At 34.6% G+C, this 26243-nt stretch carries 28 protein-coding genes; 15 read left to right on the top strand and 13 right to left on the bottom strand.

Features of this window, described 5'->3' with window-relative positions:
- Positions 1–25: 25 nt before the first annotated feature.
- A complete protein-coding gene (locus QWY92_RS14965; protein ID WP_290272667.1) occupies positions 26–979 on the top strand; it encodes a tetratricopeptide repeat protein in 954 nt (317 codons plus the stop codon).
- A 23-nt stretch (positions 980–1002) separates the two neighbouring features.
- On the opposite strand, the gene QWY92_RS14970 is transcribed toward QWY92_RS14965, so the two are convergent.
- Both QWY92_RS14970 and QWY92_RS14975 read right to left on the bottom strand, forming a co-directional pair.
- Positions 1003–1998: a DUF6695 family protein gene (locus QWY92_RS14970; RefSeq protein WP_290272668.1), complete on the bottom strand. Its 996-nt coding sequence runs from the start codon at positions 1996–1998 to the stop codon at positions 1003–1005.
- A complete protein-coding gene (locus QWY92_RS14975) occupies positions 1991–2716 on the bottom strand; it encodes an NRDE family protein (RefSeq protein WP_290272670.1) in 726 nt (241 codons plus the stop codon). Before QWY92_RS14975 ends, QWY92_RS14970 begins: the two co-directional genes overlap by 8 nt.
- Positions 2717–3014: 298 nt before the next feature.
- On the opposite strand from QWY92_RS14975, the gene pruA reads away from it, so the two are divergent.
- The 3 genes from pruA to QWY92_RS14990 all read left to right on the top strand — a co-directional run bounded on the left by pruA (position 3015) and on the right by QWY92_RS14990 (position 6390).
- Positions 3015–4643, top strand: a complete 1629-nt coding sequence (pruA, locus tag QWY92_RS14980; RefSeq protein ID WP_290272672.1) for an L-glutamate gamma-semialdehyde dehydrogenase — start codon at positions 3015–3017, stop codon at positions 4641–4643.
- Positions 4644–4898: 255 nt separating this feature from the next.
- On the top strand, positions 4899–5240 hold the full coding sequence (locus QWY92_RS14985; protein WP_290272674.1) for a VOC family protein: 342 nt from the start codon (positions 4899–4901) through the stop codon (positions 5238–5240).
- Positions 5241–5430: 190 nt separating this feature from the next.
- A complete protein-coding gene (locus QWY92_RS14990) occupies positions 5431–6390 on the top strand; it encodes a tetratricopeptide repeat protein (protein WP_290272676.1) in 960 nt (319 codons plus the stop codon).
- A 10-nt stretch (positions 6391–6400) separates the two neighbouring features.
- On the opposite strand, the gene rsmG is transcribed toward QWY92_RS14990, so the two are convergent.
- On the bottom strand, positions 6401–7030 hold the full coding sequence (gene rsmG, locus QWY92_RS14995; RefSeq protein ID WP_290272677.1) for a 16S rRNA (guanine(527)-N(7))-methyltransferase RsmG: 630 nt from the start codon (positions 7028–7030) through the stop codon (positions 6401–6403).
- 233 nt (positions 7031–7263) lie between these two features.
- Here rsmG and QWY92_RS15000 point away from each other — a divergent pair, with 233 nt between their 5' ends.
- Entirely contained in the window at positions 7264–8358 is a 1095-nt protein-coding gene (locus QWY92_RS15000; protein WP_290272679.1) for a fatty acid desaturase family protein, read from the top strand.
- 32 nt (positions 8359–8390) lie between these two features.
- Positions 8391–9575 carry a pyridoxal phosphate-dependent aminotransferase gene (locus QWY92_RS15005; protein ID WP_290272681.1) on the top strand — a complete coding sequence of 395 codons (1185 nt, stop codon included), beginning with the start codon at positions 8391–8393 and terminating at the stop codon, positions 9573–9575.
- A gap of 69 nt (positions 9576–9644) precedes the next feature.
- Here the strand turns inward: QWY92_RS15005 and QWY92_RS15010 are convergent, their stop codons facing one another.
- The 3 genes from QWY92_RS15010 to QWY92_RS15020 all read right to left on the bottom strand — a co-directional run bounded on the left by QWY92_RS15010 (position 9645) and on the right by QWY92_RS15020 (position 12095).
- Positions 9645–9908 carry a hypothetical protein gene (locus tag QWY92_RS15010; protein ID WP_290272683.1) on the bottom strand — a complete coding sequence of 88 codons (264 nt, stop codon included), beginning with the start codon at positions 9906–9908 and terminating at the stop codon, positions 9645–9647.
- A gap of 413 nt (positions 9909–10321) precedes the next feature.
- Complete coding sequence (apaG, locus tag QWY92_RS15015; RefSeq protein WP_290272686.1) at positions 10322–10708, bottom strand: Co2+/Mg2+ efflux facilitator ApaG/CorD; 387 nt, start codon at positions 10706–10708, stop codon at positions 10322–10324.
- A gap of 133 nt (positions 10709–10841) precedes the next feature.
- A complete protein-coding gene (locus tag QWY92_RS15020; protein WP_290272688.1) occupies positions 10842–12095 on the bottom strand; it encodes a type IX secretion system plug protein in 1254 nt (417 codons plus the stop codon).
- 167 nt (positions 12096–12262) lie between these two features.
- On the opposite strand from QWY92_RS15020, the gene QWY92_RS15025 reads away from it, so the two are divergent.
- From QWY92_RS15025 to nqrF, 6 genes are all read left to right on the top strand, one after another.
- Positions 12263–13615: a Na(+)-translocating NADH-quinone reductase subunit A gene (locus QWY92_RS15025; protein ID WP_290272690.1), complete on the top strand. Its 1353-nt coding sequence runs from the start codon at positions 12263–12265 to the stop codon at positions 13613–13615.
- Positions 13615–14841: an NADH:ubiquinone reductase (Na(+)-transporting) subunit B gene (locus tag QWY92_RS15030; protein ID WP_290272692.1), complete on the top strand. Its 1227-nt coding sequence runs from the start codon at positions 13615–13617 to the stop codon at positions 14839–14841. The genes QWY92_RS15025 and QWY92_RS15030 overlap by 1 nt, the downstream gene beginning before the upstream one ends.
- A 2-nt stretch (positions 14842–14843) precedes the next feature.
- Positions 14844–15593 (top strand): Na(+)-translocating NADH-quinone reductase subunit C, encoded by a 750-nt coding sequence (locus tag QWY92_RS15035; protein WP_290272694.1) that lies wholly within the window; start codon positions 14844–14846, stop codon positions 15591–15593.
- 3 nt (positions 15594–15596) lie between these two features.
- Positions 15597–16244 (top strand): NADH:ubiquinone reductase (Na(+)-transporting) subunit D, encoded by a 648-nt coding sequence (locus tag QWY92_RS15040; RefSeq protein ID WP_290272696.1) that lies wholly within the window; start codon positions 15597–15599, stop codon positions 16242–16244.
- A 77-nt stretch (positions 16245–16321) separates the two neighbouring features.
- Positions 16322–17035 carry an NADH:ubiquinone reductase (Na(+)-transporting) subunit E gene (nqrE, locus tag QWY92_RS15045; RefSeq protein WP_290272698.1) on the top strand — a complete coding sequence of 238 codons (714 nt, stop codon included), beginning with the start codon at positions 16322–16324 and terminating at the stop codon, positions 17033–17035.
- 1 nt (position 17036) lies between these two features.
- Positions 17037–18344 (top strand): NADH:ubiquinone reductase (Na(+)-transporting) subunit F, encoded by a 1308-nt coding sequence (gene nqrF, locus QWY92_RS15050; RefSeq protein WP_290274116.1) that lies wholly within the window; start codon positions 17037–17039, stop codon positions 18342–18344.
- A gap of 54 nt (positions 18345–18398) precedes the next feature.
- Here nqrF and QWY92_RS15055 read toward each other — a convergent pair whose 3' ends face one another.
- Entirely contained in the window at positions 18399–18857 is a 459-nt protein-coding gene (locus QWY92_RS15055; RefSeq protein ID WP_290272700.1) for a Na(+)-translocating NADH-quinone reductase subunit F, read from the bottom strand.
- 113 nt (positions 18858–18970) lie between these two features.
- Between QWY92_RS15055 and QWY92_RS15060 the strand changes: the two genes are divergently transcribed.
- Complete coding sequence (locus QWY92_RS15060) at positions 18971–19348, top strand: DUF8840 domain-containing protein (protein WP_290272702.1); 378 nt, start codon at positions 18971–18973, stop codon at positions 19346–19348.
- A complete protein-coding gene (locus QWY92_RS15065) occupies positions 19349–20356 on the top strand; it encodes an FAD:protein FMN transferase (protein WP_290272704.1) in 1008 nt (335 codons plus the stop codon).
- A 47-nt stretch (positions 20357–20403) separates the two neighbouring features.
- Here QWY92_RS15065 and QWY92_RS15070 read toward each other — a convergent pair whose 3' ends face one another.
- The 6 genes from QWY92_RS15070 to gpmI all read right to left on the bottom strand — a co-directional run bounded on the left by QWY92_RS15070 (position 20404) and on the right by gpmI (position 25202).
- Positions 20404–20772 carry a DUF423 domain-containing protein gene (locus QWY92_RS15070; RefSeq protein WP_290272706.1) on the bottom strand — a complete coding sequence of 123 codons (369 nt, stop codon included), beginning with the start codon at positions 20770–20772 and terminating at the stop codon, positions 20404–20406.
- Between the two features lie 14 nt (positions 20773–20786).
- Positions 20787–21551: a class I SAM-dependent methyltransferase gene (locus QWY92_RS15075; protein WP_290272708.1), complete on the bottom strand. Its 765-nt coding sequence runs from the start codon at positions 21549–21551 to the stop codon at positions 20787–20789.
- A gap of 3 nt (positions 21552–21554) precedes the next feature.
- A complete protein-coding gene (locus QWY92_RS15080) occupies positions 21555–22343 on the bottom strand; it encodes a DUF3050 domain-containing protein (RefSeq protein ID WP_290272710.1) in 789 nt (262 codons plus the stop codon).
- Positions 22344–23162 (bottom strand): type I methionyl aminopeptidase, encoded by an 819-nt coding sequence (map, locus tag QWY92_RS15085; RefSeq protein ID WP_290272713.1) that lies wholly within the window; start codon positions 23160–23162, stop codon positions 22344–22346.
- 78 nt (positions 23163–23240) lie between these two features.
- Positions 23241–23645, bottom strand: coding sequence for a BT0820 family HAD-type phosphatase (locus tag QWY92_RS15090; protein ID WP_290272714.1), 405 nt, complete (start codon positions 23643–23645; stop codon positions 23241–23243).
- 45 nt (positions 23646–23690) lie between these two features.
- On the bottom strand, positions 23691–25202 hold the full coding sequence (gene gpmI, locus QWY92_RS15095; protein WP_290272715.1) for a 2,3-bisphosphoglycerate-independent phosphoglycerate mutase: 1512 nt from the start codon (positions 25200–25202) through the stop codon (positions 23691–23693).
- Between the two features lie 252 nt (positions 25203–25454).
- On the opposite strand from gpmI, the gene QWY92_RS15100 reads away from it, so the two are divergent.
- On the top strand, positions 25455–25853 hold the full coding sequence (locus QWY92_RS15100) for an ankyrin repeat domain-containing protein (RefSeq protein ID WP_290272716.1): 399 nt from the start codon (positions 25455–25457) through the stop codon (positions 25851–25853).
- The last annotated feature ends 390 nt before the right edge of the window (positions 25854–26243 follow it).

Genomic DNA, 26243 nt, shown 5'->3' on the forward strand with positions numbered 1-26243 from the left:
ACTTTGCCTTTTCGACCTAAATATTATGAATAAATTTTTCTTTTTACTTCTGGTTCCCTTTTGGGCGGTTTGTCAAACTTCTATAACGGATTTTGAAACGCTTATAGAGCAGAAAGAATATAAAAAAGTAGTGCCTTTATTGACTATTTATTTGAAAAACGAACCTCATGATTTAAAGGCTAAGGAGTTGCTTGGTGATGCTTATGGCTATCAAAAACAATGGGATAAAGCGAGTGGGCTTTATAAAGATTTAGTGCAAAAACAGCCAAATACAGCCAATTATCATTATAAATATGGTGGTGCTTTAGGTATGAAAGCGCTTTCGGTAAGTAAGTTTACGGCTTTAGGACTCATTGGAGATATTAAAAATGCCTTTTTAAAAGCTGCTGAATTGGATGCGAGCCATATTGAAACGCGTTGGGCTTTGGTTGAATTATATATGCAATTGCCTGGAGTTATTGGTGGAAGCATGAGTAAATCGTTGCGTTACGCCAATGAATTGGAAAATCTTTCTAAAGTGGATGGCTTTTTAGCGAAAGGATATATTTATGAGTATGACGACGATCCTGAACAAGCTGAAAAATATTATAAAATGGCTATACAGGAGGGAGGTTCATTAACTTGTTTTAATAAGTTGACTACGCTTTACGAAAATGAAAATCAACCTGAAAAAGCAATTCAGAATATAGAAGCGGCTCAGGAAAAACATCAGCGAAATGCGTTGCACTACCAAATAGGAAAAGTGGCTGCGGAATATCATATTGAACTTGAAAAAGGAGAGGCTTGTTTAAAAACCTATTTAGCACATTATTCAGCTAAAGATGGGGTGCCAAAAGCCTGGGCAAATTACCGGTTGGCACAAATAGAAATGCATAAAAAGAATAAAGCAAATGCTTTGGAATATATCGATTTAGCTATTTCTGAATTACCAAAAATTAAGGTTTTTACTGAAACAAAAGCAGCTGTTTTGAACCTATAATATTTTGATAAATTGAGTTTGAATTATGAGTTTAACCTTTCAAATTTAAAAACAGTATCATCTTGCTTAATGTTGAAAAATTTACAGTTTGAATAAGGTATAAACTGATACGTTTCGTCATAATTAAAAGTAGCATCATTCATTTTAAAAAGCGCATCAACATCGACGTTTCCGTAAGGCGAAATTCTTCGGAATCTATATATGGATGTGTCGTCTGTTTTATGTAATTCGAACCAAGCGCCGGCAGCAATACCAGAAAGCCATTGGGCTTTTTCATGTAAACCATCCACGTGTTTTACAATGGTTGTACCTACTAAATTTACTTTGTGATCTTTTAATTGGTCTAAAAAGCAACGGATGTTTTCGCTTTGTTGAGAGCCTTTAAATTCTGAAATATCTCCTTGTTGAGACACTTCAAAAGGATGTTTTTCCGTATTAGATAGCAATACATTGCCAACGGTGCTTGGCGTAAACCATTTCGATTTTATTAAACGTTTTTGCATGTTAGTATTAGTTACCGATGCAATTAAGGTATCTGTAACAAAACGGGCACAATTGGAAGCGTTTTTAATGAATGCGGCATAACGAATAAAATGCTTGTTTTGCATTTTGGTAATATGCGTTCTAGCTTTATTGTAATCTACAGCGTTGCAAACGGAGGCGACCATTTTTCCTTCGCCATGCGTTAATTTGGGGTGTGTAGCTAGAAATTCTAAAATAGCATTGATATTTACAATACGATCATTTTTTATATCGGCTATTATTGGAATTTTTAATTCGTAATCAGTATCATTTCCACGAACGCGCCCCGTAGGTTCAGGGGTTATGTAACGTCCAAAATCGTGATATTCTAAAACACCAGTTTCCTTGTTAATTAAAACCAAAGCGGCATGCCCGGCACGTAAATAATCTTTTTTTCCTACGCCTATAAATCTAAGAAATGGAGAAAACCATTCTTTAGAAACTAAAACGATGGTGTCTGGATAGGCTAGGGTTAAAATAAATGCAGTATTACTCATTTACAACTTGGGGCGTTTTAAATGTTTTGGTATCTAAAGTATTATCTTGTCTATTCTCGTAGCGCATCTCAATGTGGTCGTTTATTTTATTAACCTGAGTGATACTTGTTGTTTTTATAGCATTACGATTCATAATAACACCATAATCGCTATTGCTTTTGCCTGCGGTTTTATGAAACTTCAAGGCAGATTCCGCTGTTAATTCATTTTCAGCTTTAAAGTTTTCAAACCATTGTAAACGTTCCGCTTTCATGTTTTGATTATATAAAGTAGAGGAGGACCAAACTTTAGGTTCTAATGGAAGTTTGGTAATGTGCTTTTTGTGACCATCCCAAACCAATTCGTAAAAAGCTAAATTGGTATTCCAATCGGCTACTACGATGGTAAAAGGTTCTATATCATCTAAAAGATAATTTTTCATGCAGATTTCGATGTTATCCGCAATTAAAAAATCGTTTACTACAATGCCACGACTATATCGGTAATTGCTCTTTTTTTTATGATTTTCGAAAGCACCATTAAGCAAGCAGATGAGTCTATTTTTTTCACTGATGCCAATCCATGTGCCACCTGCTAATTCATCCTTCGGAAAAAGCAAAGTGGTGTTTTTTATCGTATAAAAATCTGGAGCTAAAGTTTTACGGTTCGGTGTTTCGTCTCTGTTAGAAGTTAACACAAAACCGTTGTTTCCTTTAGGGAAAATAGTAACTGTACACATAAAATAATAGTCTGTAAACCGATTGGCAACTTACGAAAAAAAAAGTTTTTAATTTAAAAGCTTTCGTAAAAGCGGGGTCTGTGCTTAAAACTTCCGAAGAAATGTTTTAGAAAATAAGCTTTTCATATGCGCGATTTAAGAGGGGGCCTTTTCAGTTATATGAATTCAATTTGAAAAGCGTCTAAATTCTTTTTAAAATTAACGTTGTTTTATGAACTGCTGAATATTATTTATCATTAAAAAATTCTTAGATTTGTAGTGTATTTACTGAAAATTCAATAATAAAAAATCGATTATCATGGGAAAAGGCTTTTTTAATGTACCAGTTGCTGTAAACGAACCTGTAAAAACGTATGCTCCGGGAAGTCCTGAGCGCGCGGAAGTTTTAGCGACTTACAAAACAATGTTTAATAGCAAAGTAGATGTTCCTTTATATATAAATGGTGAAGATGTAACAACGGGTAACACCAGAACAATGTCGCCTCCACACGATCATAAACATGTGGTTGGAACTTATCATTTAGCTGAACAAAAACATGTTGACGATGCGATTTCTACCGCATTAGAGGCAAGAAAAACATGGAGTAAAATGCCATGGGAACAGCGTGCAGCTATATTTTTAAAGGCAGCTGAGTTAGTTGCTGGACCATATAGAGCTAAAATAAATGCGGCAACAATGATTGCGCAATCTAAAAATATTTATCAAGCAGAAATTGATGCGGCTTGCGAGCTTGTTGACTTCTTACGTTTTAATGTTCAGTTTATGACGGACATTTATATGGAGCAACCAGAAAGTACAAGCGATGCTTGGAACCGTGTTGAGTATCGTCCGTTAGAAGGTTTTACTTACGCTGTAACACCTTTTAATTTTACAGCTATTGCCGGGAATTTACCAGCTTGTATGGCCTTAATGGGAAATGTTGTGGTTTGGAAACCTAGTGATAGCCAAGTGTATTCAGCTAAAATAATCATGGATATTTTTAAAGAAGCTGGCGTACCTGCAGGCGTTATTAATGTGGTGTTCGGAGATCCGGTTATGATTTCGAATACGGTTTTAGCAAGTCCAGATTTTTCTGGTTTGCACTTTACAGGATCTACTTTTGTATTTAAGGAACTTTGGAAACAAATAGGAAACAACATTCATAATTATAAAACCTATCCTAAAATTGTTGGTGAAACTGGAGGGAAAGATTTTATTGTAGCTCATAAAACGGCTAATTCTAAGCAAGTTGCAACGGCTATTGTTCGTGGTGCTTTTGAATTTCAAGGTCAGAAATGTAGTGCAGCATCTCGTGCTTATGTTCCGCAAAGTTTGTGGAGCGATGTTAAAAAATATGTGATTGAAGATGTGAACTCGTTTAAAATAGGGTCTCCTGCAGATATGGAAAACTTTATAACCGCAGTAATTCACGAAGGATCGTTTGATAAATTAGCTAAATTTATTGATCAAGCTAAAGCGGATGCCGATGCTGAAATAATTGTTGGTGGCGGATATGATAAAAGTGAAGGTTATTTCATTGAGCCTACGGTTATTGTTACAACAGATCCAAAATACACCACGATGTGTACCGAGCTATTTGGTCCAGTAATAACCATTTATGTTTATGAAGACGACGCTTACGCGGAAACTTTAACGTTGGTAGATCAAACTAGTGACTATGCCTTAACAGGTGCGATATTGGCTACTGATAGGTATGCAGTAACTCAGGCAACTGATGCATTGCAGAATGCCGCAGGAAACTTTTATATTAATGATAAGCCAACTGGAGCCGTTGTTGGGCAACAACCTTTTGGTGGAGCTAGAGCATCGGGAACCAATGATAAAGCCGGAAGCGCTCAAAATTTATTACGTTGGGTATCGCCTAGGATGATAAAAGAAACGTTTGTAACACCAACCGATTACCGTTACCCGTTTTTAGGAGAATAATTTAAGAGGAATTGAAGAAACTCAAAATGAGATTTTAAAAGTTCTAAATTTAATATTAACATAAAAAGACCATCTGATTATTTTCAGGTGGTCTTTTTTCGTTTTGTTGGGGTTTTGAAATTGAGTAGAATTTCAGTTATCTTCGTTTGGTGTGATGACGTATTCATCTGCATTGAGGTTTGGAAGATCTTTTTATTAAGTTTAATGAAAGAAATTCAACCTCTCCAAAATACTTCCGAAGAAATAAATTTTATCATGAAAAACAATCATATTAATTACATTGAACTTTATGCTCATAATTTAGAAGCTATAAAAACATTTTATCAATATTGTTTTGATTGGGAATTTACCGATTACGGACCAACTTATGTCGCTTTTAAAAACAGTGGGCTAGAGGGCGGTTTTGAATATAGGGAAGGCAAAATTGTAAATGGCGCCTTGGTGGTTTTATTTCATGAGGATTTAATGTCGATAAAAGCTAAAATTGAACAGGCTGGTGGACGTATTTCAAAAGGGATATTCTCGTTTCCTGGTGGTAATCGATTTCAGTTTTTAGATCCTTCGGGGAATGAATTGGCGGTTTGGTGCCCTGTTTAAATTGACCAGAGAAAGATTAAATAGTAGTAAAATCTTGATTCTGGTAGTGGATTGGTTTTTAGTATTTCAGTCATAATTATTGTTTTTAAATAAAAAGTAAGGCTTTGCTTCATATTATAAAAATTAATTACCTTTCATAAAAAATTGTAAAGTCTTAAAAAGTGGCATATTAATTGTTCGATTAATAGTTATGAAGAAATCCATTATTGTAATTATAGTATTGTTACCGCTGTTTATGTTTGGGCAGGCGAATAAATTATTCCGCAAAGCCTTAAAAACTGAAGATTTAAAAGAGCGTGTAGAGCTTCTAGATCAAGCTATAAGTATTAATCCTGATAAGTTGGATGCTTATTTTTACCGTGCAATTGCCAAAAACGATTTGGGTGATTATACGGGGGCAATTGTTGATTATTCTAAAATTATTATAGAAGAACCTGATGCAGATTCTTACTTTAACCGTGGGAATGCCCGTTATAGTTTAGCTGATTTTGAAGGCGCTAAAGCTGATTACTTAAAAGCCACCGAGTTAGACCCCTATTTTATTGACGCGCTTTATAGTTTAGGTTGCGCGCATTTTGATTTAGGTAATTATGACGAAGCTATAGAGGTGTTTAATTTGGTTGTAATTAAAGAGCCTTATTACGCAAAAGTGTACACCATGCGCGGGTTAGCGTATGAGCACCTTGATAACTTTAAAAAAGCAATAGATAATTATACAGTAGCTGTACTTATGGATCCGTCGGCAGATACTTACTATAATCGCGGTGTTTATTTGTTAGGCATTAATTATTATAAGAAGGCAAAATCTGATTTTTCGCAAGTTATTAGCCGAAACGAAAATAATAGTTTTGCGTATTTTTATCGCGGAGCTTGTCATTTTCTTTTAGGAAAATATAAAAATGCGGACACCGACTTTAGCACGGCCTTAAAATTTGATAGTTTAGATTTTGATGCGATGCTTGGACTGTCAATGATGTATTATAAACAGAACGATTTGGCAAATTCTAAGGCTTATTTCGATAAGGCAAAAGCCATCCTACAAAGCAACGGAAACACCACTTCGGGAATTGAGCTGTTTGAAAATACGTATTGGTATAAAAATCAGTTTTATTTCTTTACAGGGATTTTTAAAGAGATAGACCAACTATAATTATTGTTAATTATCCACGAAACTTTAAAGGTAAATGCACTACTTTTTTAGTGTCGTAAAAATCTTCTTCATAATAATCAGAGATATTATAGATTGTTGTGGTTTTGTAATCTTTTAATTCTTCGGTTAAATCTCCCCCTTTTAAGTATAAAATTCCGTTTTTAAGGTCATGTTTTTGTTCTTTAGCTACTTTTCCTTTAATCCAATGCACAAAAGTTGGCATCGCAGCAACGGCACGGCTAACAATAAAATCGTAAGTTCCTTTAGTGTCTTCCACACGACTATGCGTGGTTTTTACGTTGGTTAAACCTAGTCCTTCGACTACTTCGTTTACCACTTTTAACTTCTTTGCAATACTATCTACCAAGTGAAATGAGCATTCAGGAAATAGTATGGCTAAAGGAATACCTGGAAAACCACCACCAGTACCAACATCTAAAATTTGGCTACCATCTTTAAATTGAATCACCTTTGCAATAGCTAGTGAATGTAGTACGTGACGTAAATAAAGCTCGTCGATATCTTTTCTAGAAACGACATTTATTTTTAAATTCCAATCTTGATAAAGGGCCTCTAATAAGGTGAATTTTTCAATTTGGTCTTCGGTTAAATCGGGGAAATATTTTAAAATGAGTTTCATTGGTGTTCTAATTTATATATGATTTACCGAGTTGTTTTCTTAAAACACCATATACTGATGATTTCGTAATTGGCGTTCGGTAAATTGTAATGTTGTTAAATTTTCAACAAAAATATACTTTTTAACTGCATTATTTTACAAAAAATTAGGATAACTTAAATAGCATTATTCCTATCTTTGCAGCAAGGTATGATCAAATAATTTATTTTAGAAATCATATTAAAATTGATAGCATGACAAAACAAACCATTTCATTTTCTAGAAAAGACCCTGCAAAGTTTTTTAAAACGTTGAATAAACGTGTGAATGATTACTTTAAGGAGAACGAGATTAAACGTACTGGAAACTGGACTTTATATTCAAAAGCAATTGTAATGTTTGCTTTACTAATTGTACCCGCAGTGTTAATTTTAACTGTAGATATGTCGGGATGGCTACAAGCTTTATGCATGGTCATTGTTGGGATTGGTATGGCAGGAGTTGGCATGAATGTGATGCACGATGCGAACCATGGTTCTTTTTCTAGTAAAAAATGGGTGAATAAACTCATGGGAAGTAGTATTTATATTTTAGCTGGAAACGATTATAACTGGAAAGTACAACACAACGTTTTACACCATACGTACACTAATATTCAAGGGCATGATGAAGATATCGATGCGGGTAGAATTATCCGTTTTTCGAAACATTCTCAGTGGTTGAAAATTCATCAATATCAAAAGTATTATGCGTTCTTTTTGTATGGTTTATTAACTGCAAACTGGGCAATTACAACCGATTTTATACAAACTTACAAGTACCTGAAACGTAAATTGGCTTATGGTAAATTGCCAAGCCCAGCTACACAGTGGACTAAACTTATTATAGGTAAAATTGTATATTATGCTATTTGGGTAGCTTTACCTTTGGCTCTAGGGTTTGCATGGTGGCAAGTTTTAATTGGCTTTTTAATTATGCATTATACGGCAGGTATTATTTTAAGTGTTATTTTTCAATTAGCGCACGTGGTACCAACAACCGATATGCCTTTACCTGATGAAGAAGGAAACATGAAAAATACATGGGCCATTCATCAATTATTTACAACTTGTAATTTTTCACCTAAAAGTTGGTTAGCCGAGTTTTATACCGGAGGATTAAATAGACAAGTTGAGCATCACTTATTTGCTAATATTAGCCATGTGCATTACAGTAAAATAGCGCAAATAGTGAAAGAAACAGCAAACGAATTTAGCTTACCATATAACGAATACCATACGTTTTGGGGCGCGGTTGCGGAACATTATAATCAATTAAAGGTGCTAGGTCAAAAACCTAATTTAGCCTAAACTTCATATTTACTTTCTAACAAATACATTTCATGCAATTACTATCTGACAGAATTTTAAACATGGCTACCTCTGCAACGTTAGCTATGGCAGCAAAAGCACGCGAATTAAGAGGCGAAGGCAAAGACATTATTGGATTAAGTCTTGGAGAGCCAGATTTCAACACGCCAGATTTTATTAAGGATGCGGCTATACAAGCTGTAAATGATAATTACAATTCTTACTCGCCAGTAGATGGTTATGTAGAGTTGAAAGAAGCGGTTATCACAAAGTTTAAACGCGACAATAATTTAACATATACTTTACCACAAATTGTTGTTTCTACGGGAGCAAAACAATGTTTGGCAAATATAGCAGCTGTTATGTTAAATGATGGTGATGAGGTGCTTTTACCTTGTCCTTACTGGGTAAGTTATTCTGATATTGTTAAGTTAAACGGTGGTGTACCTGTTGAGGTTGCAACATCTATTGATACTGATTTTAAAATGACACCAGCACAATTGGAAGCGGCTATTACGCCAAAAACCAAAATGATGTGGTTCAGTTCTCCTTGTAATCCAAGTGGATCGGTTTACAGTAGAGAAGAATTAAGAGCTTTAGCTGATGTATTGGTTAAGTACCCTAATATTTACGTGGTTTCAGATGAAATTTACGAGCATATTAACTATGGTTCTGGTCATGCAAGTATTGCTGAGTTTGACGATATGTACAACAATACCATAACTGTAAACGGTGTGTCTAAAGCATTTGCTATGACGGGATGGCGTATTGGTTTTATTGGAGCTCCAGAAAAAATAGCTAGAGCTTGTAATAAAATGCAAGGTCAAATTACAAGTGGTGCAAACTGTATTGCGCAACGTGCTGTAATTACAGCTTTAAACGCTGAACCAAGTGCTGTAAAGTATATGATTGATGAGTTTAAAGTACGTCGCGATTTAGTTTTAGATTTATTAAGCGGTATTGAAGGCTTTAAATCTAACACACCAGAAGGGGCGTTTTACGTATTTCCAGATGTATCTTTTTACTTCGGAAAAACATTAAACGGAACAAAGATTAATAATGCAACCGATTTTTCTTTATACTTATTAGAAGCCGCTTTAGTAGCAACTGTTACTGGTGATGCTTTTGGTAACCCGAACTGTATTCGTATTTCGTATGCAGCTTCTCAAGAACAAATTATCGAAGCAATTAAACGTATTAAAGCTGTAGTAAGCTAGTAAACGTTTAATATAGAATTATATAAGGCCTGTTGGATTTTAAATCTAACAGGTCTTTTTTTTTTTTTGTTAAAATAAATAGTGGATGGCTACCAAGATAATGAGGCAAACTACTATGAAACCGATAATATTTTTTACGAGGGCTTTTTTGTTTTCTATTTTGAGTTGCGCTTTTATAGCTTCTAGTTGTCCGGGTGTTGCTTTTGGGAATGCTTTGAGTTTTATATTAGCATAACTACCCGATAAGGCACTTTTGTCTTTGCGTTTAGCAAGTAAACTTCTGTTGTTTTGTAATGATTTTATTGCAGCCATCATTGATCCTTCTCCTCCCATAATTTTTAAGTTTTAAAGTGAAACATTGCTGAAATATTCAACAAGTGGGTTTAAGATTATTGATTAATAATCTCAAGAATATAAAAAGTAGCTGCTTTAACTATGTGTAGTGTTTTAGGTTGAAATGTTACACGGGAAAATATACTTTGTGATTATAGCGTGCTTTGTTTATGGAAAGAATAGGTTGATTGTAATAAAATGATGTATAAGGCATATTATGGCGGGTACTCGCGTTAGGGATTGATGCGGCATCCTTTTTTGTGCTAAGCTTTTGTTATGTTGAAAGGCATAAAATTTGAGTTTGGACTCATGATTATTATGTTGAAAAACGTTGGGCACAAATAAAGATATAGCGGAAAGCCCGACCCAGGTTTCTGAACATGGGTAACGCCAAAATAAAATAAATTCAGAAATTAATTGATAGCAAAAGTAGCGCTCAATTTAAATGTAGGAATGGCTACTTGGAATTTTTTAGTAGTGGTGAAATTAACCATATTGTAGTGGCCGTGCATAGCGCCGAAAGGTGAGGTAAGCAGGCAGCCAGAAGTGTAGATGTGCGAATCGCCAGGTTTTAAAACGGGTTTTTGTCCAATAACGCCTTCGCCAATAACGGTTTCGATGTTGTTTAGTGCGTCTAAAATTTCCCAATGGCGTGCATAAAGTTGCACAGAGTCTTTACTTTGGTTTTCGATGGTTACCGTATATCCAAAGGCGTATTGCATTTTATAATTTTTATAAAATGAGCCTTCGAAAGTGGTGACTACCGAAATTTTAATACCACAAGTAACTTGTTGAACCATGAGTGATTATAGGGTTTACAGGTGCTAAAATAATAAATATTAAACAGTTAGAGTCAATTTTAACAGGTTTGGCTAATAAATTAGCTAAAATGCATTACAAGTCGGGTATTTTGCCGATTTGATAATATGTTTCTTAATTAGTGATGTTAACTGAGCTCGCTTCACCTAAACCTATGATTTTATCGTATCGTGCACCTAAATCTCTGTAATAAACGAGTACTTTGTAGTTGTTTTCTGTTTGCCAAAAGTTTCCAGATACGGCGCCATCGTCAAAAGTTCCGTCGGCATGGGTTACAATAAATTTATAGTTGTAAAATCCTTGTTTTAAAAGTAGGGTATTGGTAAAGCGGTTGTTGGCTTCGTCGTAAATCATTCTGGTGCTATCATCGATAGCGTAGTTGTTGAAATTACCGTAAATATGTACGGTTTTGTTGGCTAAATCGTCATTGCCAAGCAATGAGAAATGCATCCAGACGTAATCGGCTTCAATGCTAGAATCGTCGGCATCAATGTTGGTAATTAAGTAATTTCCGTTAATATCTGGGTTATAGGTATAGGGTTTGTCTGCGCGAGGTAAATTGGTGAATAGGTAGTTGTGATAAAGTTCTTTGAGGTCGATGTATTGAATACCTGTATTTGCAGCACGTACATCTTTATTTTCGAAAAAGAGAAACTCATTACCCGCCGGAAAGCTGGTTTCACTATCGTATTTGTAAATAAGTTCGCTACCTAAGGTGTATTGCGGCTTGATGTTATTGATAACATTATGTAAATTGTTGTTTTGAATAATTACAGCCTTTACCGTTTGTGCGGGGTTATTCAGTTGTAAGTTATTGGAATTTATTTTTAGTTCTACACGCTGTTTGGTTTCTATAAAGGCAATGTCTCTAGAGCGTTTTACACTTACTCCAACGGTAGCAATATCTTCATAAATCATGAATTTTCTTGAGAATAATAACTCGTCATCATCATTAAAAATTGAAATCATATAATTTCCAGAAACGAGAAGTCCTTTTGTAAATTGATTGGGAATGGTTAATTTATAATGTGAATAAATTTGATAAGTGTTAAAAGAGTTTTCGTAATCTCTAATGCGTTGATTATCAAAACCACTCAAAAACTCTGTTTTTATTAAGTTTGAAGGCGTCCAATCGTAGTTAAAATGCTCAATTTTATAGTAATAATCAGATTCGTCACCATTTAAAGCGTCGAATTCTAAAACCACATATTCTCCCAATTTTAAAATAGGTAATTGTGTTTCAGGTGTGTTGCTTTTAAAGTTGATTGTTTTTATATAATCGGGCGGATTTACTTCTTCAACTTGTGAAAAACCAAAAACAGGGAGTAGTAAGGTTGCTAGTAGGATTTGTTTGACTTTGTATAGCATATATGACAGAAATTTATGTGTAAATATAAGCAAAATCTGTGCCTAATTAAATTTACTTATTTAGAATTAATATAAATAAATAATGTAGCTTTTATTCATGAATAATTTAGGTATTTATTTGTATTTTTGCCCCGATTTTTAGACAACTAATTTCAATAAAAATAAATATGTCAAACGACATCCGTATTAAAAAAGGTCTGGACATTAAGCTTATAGGTGAGGCTGATAAAACCGTTGAACAAGCGATTATCAGTAACTACTACACTATAGCTCCAGCGGATTTTCACGGCGTTATCCCAAAACTTGTTGCGAAAGAAGGTACTACAGTGAAAGCTGGAGAAACTTTATTTTTCGATAAATCTAACGAATCGGTTAAGTTTTCTTCACCGGTTTCAGGAAAAGTTATTGAGATACAACGTGGACCGAAACGACGCATTGATGCCATTAAGATTGAAGCTGATAAATCGCAAAGTTTTGCAGATTTTGGTGCTTTTGATTTAAATAGCGCTACTGCGGAATCAGTAAAATCGCATTTGTTAGCATCAGGATGCTGGCCGTTTGTAAAACAACGCCCGTATGATGTTATTGCAAATCCTGAGAAATCGCCAAAAGCGATCTTTATTTCAGGCTATGCAAGTGCGCCATTAGCTGCCGATTTAGATTTTACGCTAAAAGGTAAAGAAGCTGAATTGCAAGCTGCCGTTACGGCCTTAGGAAAACTAACAGAAGGTGCTGTGCATATTTCTGTTGGCACTTCAAGCTCGCCATTAGCTGGTTTAACTGGTGCTACAACGCACAAAGTTTCTGGGCCACACCCGTCTGGAAATGTAGGTACACTTATTAATAAAGTGGACCCAGTGAATAAAGGCGAAGTGGTTTGGACTGTAAACGCACAAGATTTAGTTATCATTGGTGAACTTCTTTTAACAGGGAAGTTTAATGCTGAACGTATTGTTGCTTTAGCAGGTTCTTCTGTTGAAAAACCAAGATACTTTAAAACCATTTTAGGTAGCGAAATTTCAACTATTATTTACGATAAAGGGGTTTCTAAAGCAGGTAATGATCGTATTATCTCTGGAAATGTTTTATCTGGTAAGCATATCAAACCAGACGGAAATTTAGATTACTACAGCAATGTAGTAACGGTAATTCCAGAAGGTGATGATTATGAATTATTTGGATGGAATAAACCTGTTTTTAATAAGATTTCTACGTCAAGAGCATTAACTTTTTCTTGGTTAAGTCCGAATAAAAAATACGATTTAAACACCAATACTAATGGTGAACATCGTGCTTTTGTTACTACAGGTACTTACGAAAAAGTGTTTCCTTTAGATATTTTTCCAATGCAAATTTTAAAAGCTTGCATGTATAAAGATTTAGACGAAATGGAAGCTTTAGGTATGTACGAAGTAGCACCAGAAGATTTTGCATTAACAGAATTTGTATGTGTATCTAAACAACCACATCAAAAAATTATTAGAGAAGGTTTAGACTTAATGCTTAAAGAAATAGGATAATGGGTTTAAAAAATAATTTACACAAGTTAAAACTAAAGTATAAAGGCACAAAAATGGCCCCTGCATTTAATGCACTCCATACCTTTTTATACTTGCCAGATGAGACCACACATAATGGAACTCATATTAAAGCAGCCGACGATTTAAAACGTACAATGAATACTGTAATTATGGCTATGGTGCCATGTTTATTGTTTGGTATGTTTAACGCAGGTTATCAACATAATCTTCAAGTTGGAGAAATTCAAGCTGTTTCTGCTGGATTTTTTAGTCCTGAATTTTGGACACTAGATAATTTTATGATTGGTTTTTGGAAAATAATTCCATTAGTAATTGTATCATACGGTGTTGGTTTAGGGATTGAATTTTTATTCGCCATTATAAACAAACACGAAGTTGAAGAAGGGTATTTAGTAACCGGTATGTTAGTGCCGTTAATTGTACCTATTGATATCCCTCTTTGGATGTTAGCTGTAGCCGTAATTTTTGGTGTAGTTATCGGAAAAGAAGTTTTTGGAGGAACAGGAATGAATATTCTAAACCCTGCATTAACTATTAGAGCCTTTTTATTCTTTGCTTACCCAACTTGGATGTCGGGTGATAAAGTATGGGTAGAAGGTGCTGTAGAGAGAACAAACGAAATTGCAGCAGGAGCTAATCTAGATGCTATTTCTGGTGAAACCATATTAGGAACTTTGGCGCAAGGGAAAGAACTTGTTCATTCTACTGCCGATATGTTTTTAGGTTTTGTGCCAGGTTCAATAGGAGAGACTTCAACATTACTTATCATTTTAGGAGGATTATTCTTAATCTTTTCAAAAATTGGAAGTTGGAGAATTATGTTATCATCATGTGTTGGCGCATTAGTTATGGGCTTAATATTTAATGGTGTTGTAAGTTCTGGTTGGATTACTGAAACAAGTCCGTTTTACGGATTAATGAGTACCGAATTTTGGCATCACTTACTTATTGGTGGGTTTGCTTTTGGTACCGTATTTATGGCAACCGATCCTGTTACAGCGTCGCAAACCAATAAAGGGAAATGGATTTACGGTTTCTTAATAGGATTTCTTTCTATTATGATTCGTGTATTCAATCCTGCATATCCTGAAGGTGTGATGTTAGCCATTCTATTAATGAATGTGTTTGCTCCAACAATTGACCATTATGTGGTTCAAGGAAATGTGAAGAAAAGAATGAAACGTTTAAAAGCTAAAGTTGCATAACGATGGAAAATAGAACAGATAAAAATTCATATACTATAATTTTCGCCGTAGCTATGGTGTTAATTGTAGGTTCATTATTAGCCTTTACAGCGTCGTCTTTAAGACCGAATATTGATGAAAATAAACGTTTAGAAAAGCAACAAAATATTTTGTATGCAATGGGCGTGAACGAGAATGAGGAAGGTAGTGCTAACTTTGTATCAACAGATAAGGCTCCGGAATTATTCAACAAATACATTAAAAAACAATTAGTAATCCAAGGAGGAAAAGTAACCGAGGATAACGAAGCGTATTTAATTGATGTAAAAAAGGAACAAGCAAACGCTAAAGCGGGTAAAGAAAGAAGATTGCCATTAATGGAAGGCGAAAAAGATGGTAAAACATATTATATTGCTCCAATTAGAGGTAAAGGACTTTGGGATGCCGTTTGGGCTTATATTGCTATGGATGAAAACATGGTAATACTTGGTGCTTATTTTGACCACAAAGGTGAAACACCAGGTTTAGGGGCAAATATCACGCAACGTTTCTTTATGGACGATTTTATTGGAGAGCATTTATTAGATGCATCTAACAACTTTAAAGGTGTTGATGTTTCTAAAAGTAATGCTGACCCATTAAATAATGATAAAACAGATAATGAAGTTGATGCCATCGCTGGTGCAACCATTACAGGAAATGGAGTTTCGGCTATGATAAAAAGCGACTTAAAGCTTTACGAGCCTTTCTTTAAAAACTTAAAAAACAATTAATTTATGGGACTTTTACCAAAAAAAGACGCCAAGTTAATCACAGATCCATTAGCGGACAATAACCCAATTACGATTCAAGTACTTGGTATTTGTTCTGCTTTAGCAATTACAGCCGAATTAAAGGCATCTATTGTAATGGCCGTTTCGGTAATGGCCGTATTAGGTATAGGAAATGTTGTTATCTCTTTAATGAGAAACATTATTCCTTCAAAAATTAGAATTATTGTACAATTAGTTGTGGTTGCTGCTTTAGTAATTATTGTCGATCAAGTATTAAAAGCTTTTGCTTACGAGTTAAGTAAAACCCTTTCTGTATTTGTTGGTTTAATTATTACAAACTGTATCATTATGGGACGTTTCGAGGCTTTTGCATTAGCAAATAAACCTTGGAGATCTTTCTTAGATGGTATTGGTAATGCCGCAGGTTACGGTTTAATTCTTATTATCGTTGGTTTTTTTAGAGAGCTTTTAGGTTCTGGAACTTTATTAGGTTTCAAAGTACTAGGAGATCCTATTGCAAAAACAGGATTATATGCTATAGGGTATGAGAATAACGGATTTATGTTATTATCACCAATGGCTTTAATTGTAGTTGGAATTATTATCTGGATTCAACGTAGTAGAAACACAGCATTAATCGAAGATCATTAATTAGTGAGCAGTAAAATAGGTCGATAAGTAGTTTGCTACTGACGACTGAAAAAACTGAAAACTGAATACTAAAACATATGGAATATATAGAGTTATTTTTCAAATCAATATTTATCGATAACATGGTATTTGCAACCTTCTTAGGAATGTGTTCTTACCTTGCGGTATCTAAAAAAGTATCAACAGCTGTTGGTCTTGGAGCTGCCGTTATCTTTGTATTGGCAATTACAGTACCATTAAACTGGTTGTTAGATCAGTATCTTTTACAACCGGGAGCATTATCTTGGTTAGGTGAAGGTTATGCCGATTACGATTTAAGTTTCTTATCATTTATCATGTTTATTGCAACTATTGCAACCATGGTACAATTAGTAGAAATTGTGGTAGAGAAGTTCTCTCCATCATTGTACAATTCATTAGGTATCTTTTTACCGTTAATTGCAGTAAACTGTGCCATCTTAGGAGGGTCTTTATTTATGCAATCTCGCGAAATCCCAACATTAGGATTAGCAACGGTTTATGGAGTAGGTTCTGGTATCGGATGGTTCTTAGCCATCTTAGCCATTGCTGCTATTCGTGAAAAAATTAGATATTCTAACGTACCACCAGCATTAAGAGGCTTAGGAATTACATTCATCATTACAGGTTTAATGGCGATTGGATTTATGAGTTTTGGAGGAATGTTAACCGGAGGTGATGAAGAAGCACCTAAAGAGGAAAACACGGTTAAAGTAGATTCTAAAAAGGATAATAAAGAAGTGTTAGCTAACAACATAAAAGTAAATGAGTAATATGATATTAGCCGCAGGTACATTAGGAACAATAGTAGTAACAGTAATTGCTTTTTTAATCATTACGCTTTTACTAGTTGCATTATTATTATTTGTAAAACAAAAATTATCACCATCGGGTCCTGTAAAGATTACCATTAATGGTGAAAAGGAAATTGAAGTGGGCTCTGGAGGAAGTTTACTTTCTACCTTAGGAAATGCTAAAATTTTCTTACCATCAGCATGTGGTGGAGGTGGAACATGTATTCAATGTGAATGCCACGTAAACTCTGGTGGAGGTGAAGCTTTACCAACAGAAATTCCACACTTTACAAGAAAAGAATTAAAACATGGTGCACGTTTAGCTTGTCAAGTTAAAGTAAAGCAAGACATGAATATCACCATTCCTGAAGAAGTATTCGGAATTAAAAAATGGGAAGCAGTAGTAGTGCGTAACTATAACGTAGCCTCATTTATTAAAGAGTTTGTTGTGGAAATTCCAGAAGATATGGGGTACAAAGCAGGTGGATATATTCAAATTGAAATTCCTCCTTGTGAAGTGAAATATTCTGATATGGATATTACAGCGCATCCAGAAGAACACGAAACACCAGATAAATTTCAAGCAGAATGGGATAAGTTTAAACTTTGGCCATTAGTAATGAAAAATACTGAAACTGTTGAAAGAGCTTATTCTATGGCTTCTTACCCAGCAGAAGGAAGAGAAATTATGTTAAACGTACGTGTGGCTTGCCCACCGTTCGATAGAGCCAAAGGTGGCTGGATGGATGTAAATCCAGGTGTAGCTTCATCTTTTATATTCAACCAAAAACCAGGCGATAAAGTAACTATTTCTGGTCCTTATGGTGAATTCTTCATCAACGAATCAGAAAGCGAAATGCTTTACGTTGGTGGTGGTGCAGGTATGGCTCCAATGCGTTCTCACTTATATCACTTATTCAAAACCTTGAAAACAGGTCGTAAAGTAACATATTGGTACGGTGGACGTTCTAAACGTGAGTTGTTCTATTTAGAGCATTTCTATGAGTTAGAAAAAGAGTTTCCAAACTTTAAGTTTTACTTAGCTTTATCAGAGCCAATGGAAGAAGATAACTGGAAAGTAAAAGAAACTATAGATTCACCAGGAGACGGGTTTGTTGGGTTTATCCACAACTGTGTTATCGATAATTATTTATCATTGCATGAGTCGCCAGAAGATATTGAATTATATTTCTGTGGACCACCATTAATGAACAAAGCAGTTCAGAAAATGGGAGAAGATTTCGGAATCCCTGATGAACATATTAGATTTGATGATTTTGGAGGATAGTCTCTAAATTCAAGATATATAAAAAACCAACACGAAAGTGTTGGTTTTTTTGTTTTAAAAAATATGTGTTAAATGGTATTTGGGTGTGTTATCTTCAAACTCAAAGAGCTTGGTGTAATCCATGTAATTCGGAATCTTATCGAGTTCGCATAACAAAGTAATGACCGCAGAGAGGGCTTTAAATAAACTGTCCTTATCCTTGGGGTTTGTCGGTTTTTTGTTTTTGTAGTTTAAAGGCACGATATATCCTGAAGCTTTTAAAAAGGTGGATTCTATTTTTAGTAATTCTAAAGGCGAATAACCATTAAATTTCCGACCTAAAGTTTCATGTACTTTTCCTATATAATTTAAATTTATCGACCCATGATCATCCGATAAATGTTGCCAACTATCAGAATTATCCAAAATATTTCCTACGGCACATTTTTGACAGCATTCTGGATCTAATTCGTTATTATGAAAAGCGATATATAGTTTTCTAACCGCAGATTCTAATCGTGGTGTCGTTTTCATTTCTTTTAATTTTGATATTAAATTACGAAAAAAGATTTTAATTGATTAGTTACCTATATGTACTTTGTTAAATTGTTGTTTTTAAAACACGAGTAATATTGTATTTTTGTATCATGAGCAAAGCATTATCAAAACAAGAACTCCATAATCTAGCGATGAACCACGTTGGGAAAGATCTAGAGCAACGAGGATTCGAATTTATAGCTATAAACAGCAAGTTGAAAAAACATCCACAATTTGTATGTATGGATAAAACCAAACAGTATTTTTTTGTTATTGTTCGGGCGGTTGTTTTACCTGAAAACCCTAATAATTTTGATGTCGTTTGGATGGAAAGTTTTAAAAAGCATGCTAGAGAAAATGATGCAAAAGTACTTTATGCAGGTGTAGGAATTGGAAGTATACATGGTGAAAAGGAACCACTTTATTTAAATGAAGAATACTTGTTAGAATACAACGGTATTCAAGTTTTAGAAACCAACTTAAATTAGATGAAAACTACGATAAAAGTACTCGTGTGTTGTTTGTTGCTTTCGGCTTGTAAACAGCAACCCGATTCAGAAGAAAACAATGCCGCCAAAGCCCAAAATATGAGTTTACAAGGCGATGTGTTTGGAACGTTTTATCAGGTAACATACGACTCCGAAATTAATTATCAGGTAGCACTTGATAGTTTATTTTCCGTAATAAACCATGCGATGTCTACTTATATCGATAGTTCGGATATTTCTAAGGTAAATAGAAATGAGGCTGTTAAAATAGATGCTCATTTTAAAACCGTTTTCAATACGTCAAAAACTATTTTTAACGAAACTAAAGGGGCTTTCGATCCCACTATTGGAGCTGTTGTAAATGCTTGGGATTTTGGGCCAGAAGGAAAAATAGTGGACTTAGATAGCCTTAAAATAAACGAACTAATGGAATCTGTTGGGTTAGATAAAGTCAGTCTAGAGGGTAATAATTTATTGAAACCTCAATCGACATTTATTGATTTTAATGCTATTGCAAAAGGTTATGGCGTTGATGTGGTTGGAGAGTATTTAGAAAGTCAGCATATCGATAACTATTTAATAAACATTGGAGGTGAACTCCGTGCGCGTGGCACCAATGTAGTAAGCGGTAAAGTATGGACAGTAGGTGTGGAGAATCCGAATTTCAGCGGCACACAATCTATAAATAAAGTGCTTTTTCTAAAAGATAAAGCCATGGCAACATCGGGAACTTATAGAAAATTTAAATTGGATGCCGATGGCAATCGTTACGCCCATATTATTGATACTAAAACAGGATACCCAAGTAAAACGAATTTATTAAGTATTTCTGTAATTGCGGAAAATTGCATGATTGCTGATGCTTATGCAACGGCATTTAAGTCTATGGGGATTGAAAATATAAAAACGTTTTTAGAAACACACCCAGAACTAAAGGTATTCTTGATTTTTGAAAATGATAAAAAGGAGTTTGAAACCTTAAGTTTGAATGGCTTTTCTGAAAACTAAGATACTCCAAGGAATTAATAAAAAACGCGTACTAAGTATTGAGGTTACTAAAGCGCATGAATAAGTAATAGTAACCAACCTGTAACTAAAAATAAACCGCCAACAGGTGTAATTGGCCCTAAAAAGCGAAGTTTTTTTCCTTTGGCATCAGAGATTACTAAACCAAAAATACTAAAGGAAAATAATACAATCCCTAAAGTAAAACACCAGTAAGTGGCAGCAGTTATGTGATAACCACTAACACCTAAACCAAGCAATACAATGGCGTGATACATTTGATATTTTACGCCAACTTCAAAACTATGTAATTGATCGGTTGATAGGATTTTCTTTAATGCATGAGCTCCAAAAGCACCAAAAATCACAGAGAGCATTCCTAAAAAAGCGGCTGTGGCAATAATAATGTGTTGTGTCATTATAGTTCGTTTTTCTATTTGTAAACCACCGGAATAATTTCACCTGGAGCTAAACAGTATTGTGCTATCGCTTTCGCGGGAAGGGTAGCGGTATAATCTACCTCATTTACTTTAAAACCTATACTACGAAGTTTATCAAAATAATCTCGGCCATAAACACGAACATGATCATATTGTCCGAAAATTTTAGCACGTTCCGCTTTATCGGTAATAGTATAATCTTCAAAAGTAGTGGCTCTAGATAAATCTTGCGGAATTTGAAAAATGCCCATACCACCCGGTTTAAGTACACGATAAAGCTCTTGCATGGCTTTGGTATCATCTGGAATATGTTCTAGAACATGATTACAGAAAATAATATCGTAACTGTTATCTTCAAAAGGTAAATCGCAAATATCAGCCTTTACATCAGCAATTGGCGATAGCAAATCGGTTGTGGTATAATCTAGGTTTTTAAGGGATCTAAAACGTTTCAAAAAACATTGTTCAGGCGCAAAATGAAGTACTTTTTTTTCCGAAGAAAAGAAATCGGTTTCATTCTTAAGATAGAGCCAAAGCAATCTATGGCGCTCTAAACTTAAGGTAGAAGGCGATAGTACATTGTTGCGCTGGTTTCCGTAGCCATAAGGTAGAAAGCTCTTAAAACTTTTTTCGTCAATAGGATCGGTAAAGGTATTTCCTTTTAAAAAGAAAGCTAAAACCGGACGAATAACATAACTTAACCTTATTAATAAAGGCCTTGGAATGGTGTTTAATATGAGTTTAAAGAGTTTTTTCAATGTTTAGGCTTCTTGATCTACTGTTGATGAAATTAAGTTTGAAATGCCATCCCAAAGCGCAATACGATATTTTAGTGCATCTTTTGCGGTTTCTAAAACATCATCCCATTTCTGAGAATCGTTTTGGCATAATTCTTCAACCATTTTTAAAGATAATGGGCCATGCTCATCACCATCTAATTCTATATGGCGTTCCAAATAATAAGTAAGTTTACTATAAGAGGCTTTGTGTTGTTGTTCAGATTGTTTTATAATTTGAAAAAACATATCAGGAATGACATCTTCTCTTCCGAAGGTAAAAGCGGCAGCAATTTTATGCGGTGCATTGGTGTCAATGGTTTTAAAAGAGAAATCTACAAAATCTTGGGTTTCTTTTGGTAAATTTAAAGCAGTTAGTGCATTAGAAACTGAAGTGCCAGCTACTATATTTTTTATAAATTTATTTATATCTGTTGTGCTTGCCCCAATTTGTTGCATGGCGTCTAAGTACATTTCAAAATGACTATAAGGTTGGCCTAGCTCGTTAACATCACTTTCTTCACCTAGAACAATTTCATTTATAAAACGCGCCGTAGAAGGATGTTTTACAGGTGTCCAAGGTACCGATGTGTTGGTTAAATGATTTTGAAGCGCTTTTAACAAACTCATAAAATCCCAAACAGCAAAAACATGCTGTTCCATAAAAGTTTTAATATCTTCAACCGACGCTAAATCACTGTATAATTTATGCGAATTGAGCTGTTCTCGCAATGGTTTTAAAGCGAGTTCAATAGATTTTATGTATGTATTCATTTAAAGAACTAATGCTTTTTGACGAAATTCATCTTCCTCATTAGAAACAATACCTAAAGCATCATAAATATAAGCAAAGGTTGAAAGTAGTTCTGGTTTTCCATCAACTAAGGCGACATCGTGCTCAAAGTGAGCCGACGGTTTGTTATCTAAAGTAGTGATGGTCCAACCATCAGAATGTTGTTTAATGCGGTGTGTGCCTAAATTAATCATTGGCTCAATAGCCACAACCATCCCGTTAACAAATTTCTTACCGCGACCACGTTTTCCGTAGTTTGGCATTTCAGGATCTTCGTGCATTTTTGCTCCTAATCCATGACCTACAAGTTCTCTTACCACACCATAACCATGATCTTCACAGTATTTTTGAATGGCATAACCAACATCTCCAACACGGTTATTCGCTTTAAATTCGCGAATACCAACATATAAAGATTCTTTGGTGACTTGAAGTAATTTTTCGGTTTCAGGTTCTATTTCTCCTACAGCAAAAGTGTAAGCATGATCGCCATAAAAACCATTTTTTAAGGCACCACAATCTATAGAAATAATATCACCTTCAACTAAAGGCGTGCTGTTTGGAATACCGTGAACCACTTGAGTGTTCGGGCTCATGCAAAGTGTATTTGGAAAATCGTAAAGGCCTAAAAAACCGGGTATAGCGCCGTGATCTCTAATATGCTCTTCAGCTATTTTATCTAGTTGAAGTGTTGTAACGCCTGGCTTTAAAGCTTTGGCAACTTCTCCTAATGTTTTAGATACTATTAATGCACTTTCGCGCATTAGTTCAATTTCTTCTTGGGTTTTTATAACTATCATATTCAAAAAAATAATGGCAAAGGTACTTAAAATGCTGTAATTGCCTATGTTTAAAATGAAGACGCTCGGATTTGGGAACTATTTTAAGAAACCAAATAAGCCTTTTTTCTTCTGTGGAATTACTGGTTTTTGATTGGTGAGTATTTGATATACTTCTCCCCAACCAATGAAACCTCCAATGTTTCTATCGTCAATAAATAAATCGGCATGAATTTTTCGACTTACATCGGTTGTATATTCCTCGTCTTCAAAACTGTGATTTACTGCGTAAAAATGGATGCCGTTATCTTTGCAGAAAGCCACGGCATCGTCTAATTTTTCGCCACATCTATAGGTCCATAAAATGAGACGGTGCCCATCTTCTTGCAGTTTTTTTAAAGTTTCGAAAGCAAATAGCATAGGCTTTCCTATTTTAGGATAAGCATCTTCTACAATAGTGCCATCGAAATCTACAGCTATAATTTTTGTGTTGCTAAAATTCATTTTATTAAGGGCAAGCAATACGCTTTAAGTTGTTGTAATTTGTATTTATACTAAAGGATGTTGCGTCATGGCAGCTGGTTGTTCCACACCCATAAGTTTTAATATGGTTGGAGCCATATCGCCTAAAACACCATCTTTAATACTTTTTAATTCGTTGTCTACTAATATAACCGGTACAGGGTTTGTGGTGTGCGCTGTGTTTGGCGAACCATCGGGGTTAATCATGGTTTCGCAATTTCCGTGATCGGCAATTACTAGAGTAGTGTACCCGTTTTTTAAACCTGTTGTAATAACATCGTTCACACAGTCGTCTACCGCTTCACAAGCTTTTATAGCAGCTTCCATAACACCAGTATGCCCAACCATATCACCATTAGCAAAGTTTAAGCAAACAAAATCTACTTCACCTTTTTCAAGTTCTAGCACTAAAGCATCCTTTAATTCGTAGGCACTCATTTCTGGTTTTAAATCGTAAGTGGCTACTTTTGGAGAGTTCTTTAAAATACGCGATTCACCTTCAAAAGGCGTTTCTTGTCCGCCAGAAAAGAAAAACGTTACGTGTGGGTATTTTTCAGTTTCAGCAATTCGAATTTGTTTCTTTCCGTTTTTGGATAAAACTTCTCCAAGCGTTTCGGTAATATTATCTTTATTGAAAATTACTTTTATGCCTTTAAAAGCATCGCTATAATTTGTGATGGTTACGTAGTATAAATCTATTTTTTTTGTGTTGTATTCCGGGAAATCTTTTTGATTTAACATTTCGGTTAATTCGCGACCTCTATCAGTTCTAAAGTTGAAAAAGATAAGTACATCGTCCTTTTCCACTTTGGCAACAGGCGTATTGTTTTCAGTAATAATTAATGGCTTGATGAATTCATCAGTAACATCATTATCATAATTAGCTTGAATTTCAGCTGTTGGATTTTCTGTTAGCTTTCCAACGCCATTCGCAATAGCGTCATAAGCCAATTGTACACGTTCCCAACGGTTGTCTCTGTCCATGGCGTAATAACGGCCGGTAATAGTTGCTATTTTAGCTTTTGTCCCTTCAGTGTATTTTTGTAAATCTTCAACATAACCTTTACCCGATTTTGGGTCTACATCACGACCATCTGTAAAAGCGTGTACATAAGAGTTTACACCGGCTTTGTTTGCAGCATCAATAAAACCACGTAAATGGCTAGTGTGTGCATGTACGCCTCCATCGCTTAATAAACCTAAAAAATGTACGTTTTTATTGTTGTCCGAAGCATATTTTAAGGCGTCGACTAATACTTTTTCATCTTTTAGAGTGTCTTGTTCAATAGCTAAATTAATTTTTGCTAAATCTTGATACACAATTCTACCGGCTCCTAAATTCATGTGGCCCACTTCACTGTTTCCCATTTGGCCTTCTGGCAAACCTACGTGTAAACCGTCGGTGCGTAACGTGGCGAATGGATATTTTTTATATAGTGAGTCTATGAAAGGTGTTTTGGCGTGGTCGATAGCAGAAACTTTAGGGTCTGGAGAATTTCCCCAACCGTCAAGAATCATTAAAATAACTTTTTTATTCATTTTTTTTCAGTTTTAATAAACGTTACAAATATACATAACTTGGTTTAAGTTAGGGGTAAGTGCGGCCTTAAAATCTAGTATTTTGAAGCATCTTTATTATATGATTGAATTGCCACTGATGCTGTGATTATTGATGGAATTTGTATTGAAATTCTGTTTTTTTCATTTTTTGTGTAACACTTCTAAGTTTCTGTCGTCTTTTAAGTATATCAAAAAACATAATCAATTTAATTAAATCAAAAATCTTTCATCATGAAAAAATCAATCATTATTTCTGCAATCGCATTAAGCTTTACATTTGGAACAGCACATGCAACCCCATTTACTTCAACTGATAATGCACCGGAAATTGTTCGGTATTATAAGGTAAATTCATTTTGTGTTTCTATCGCTTTAGGTGATATTGATACGGTTATGAAACTGCTTTCTATAGGCGAAGATGTGAATCAGGTTTCTAACGGTATGACGCCTGCCATGTACGCGGCGAAATATAATAGAACCGAAATTTTAGAATTACTTATTAAGCATGGTGCTAATTTAAAGGCGAAAACGGCTAAGAAAATGACAGCTGCTAAATATGCTGAAATTCACGGTGCTGATGAAGCTGCACAAATTATAAAAACCGCTTTAGTAGAAAACAAGAAAAAATAATTAGTAGGAATAATAATTATTTTGAGTTAGTCACTCGTTATAAAGGCTGTCTGTAAAGGCGGCCTTTTTTTGTTTAGATATTTAAAAGCAGTTATAAATATGAATAATAAAAAAAGCAGCTACAAAATTGCAACTGCTTATTTCAATAAAAAACTAACTCAAACTATATAATATTTAACTCAAACTCTCTTAATAAGGGGCACTTTTGTTCTAATTAAAATTAGAAGGTTTAGTAATAACTCCCTTTAACAATATTATCGCATTTTTAACTAGATGACTATAATTTATGGTTCAATCAGTATAAATTATAAGTTATTTCTTATGTTTTTATGAATAAATTAATGTTTTTATTGGTTTTAGTGAAGTTTTAAGGTTAATTCTTCAAAATCA

Origin of the sequence: Algibacter miyuki, assembly GCF_030409805.1 — a bacterium.
Lineage (GTDB): Bacteria > Bacteroidota > Bacteroidia > Flavobacteriales > Flavobacteriaceae > Algibacter > Algibacter miyuki.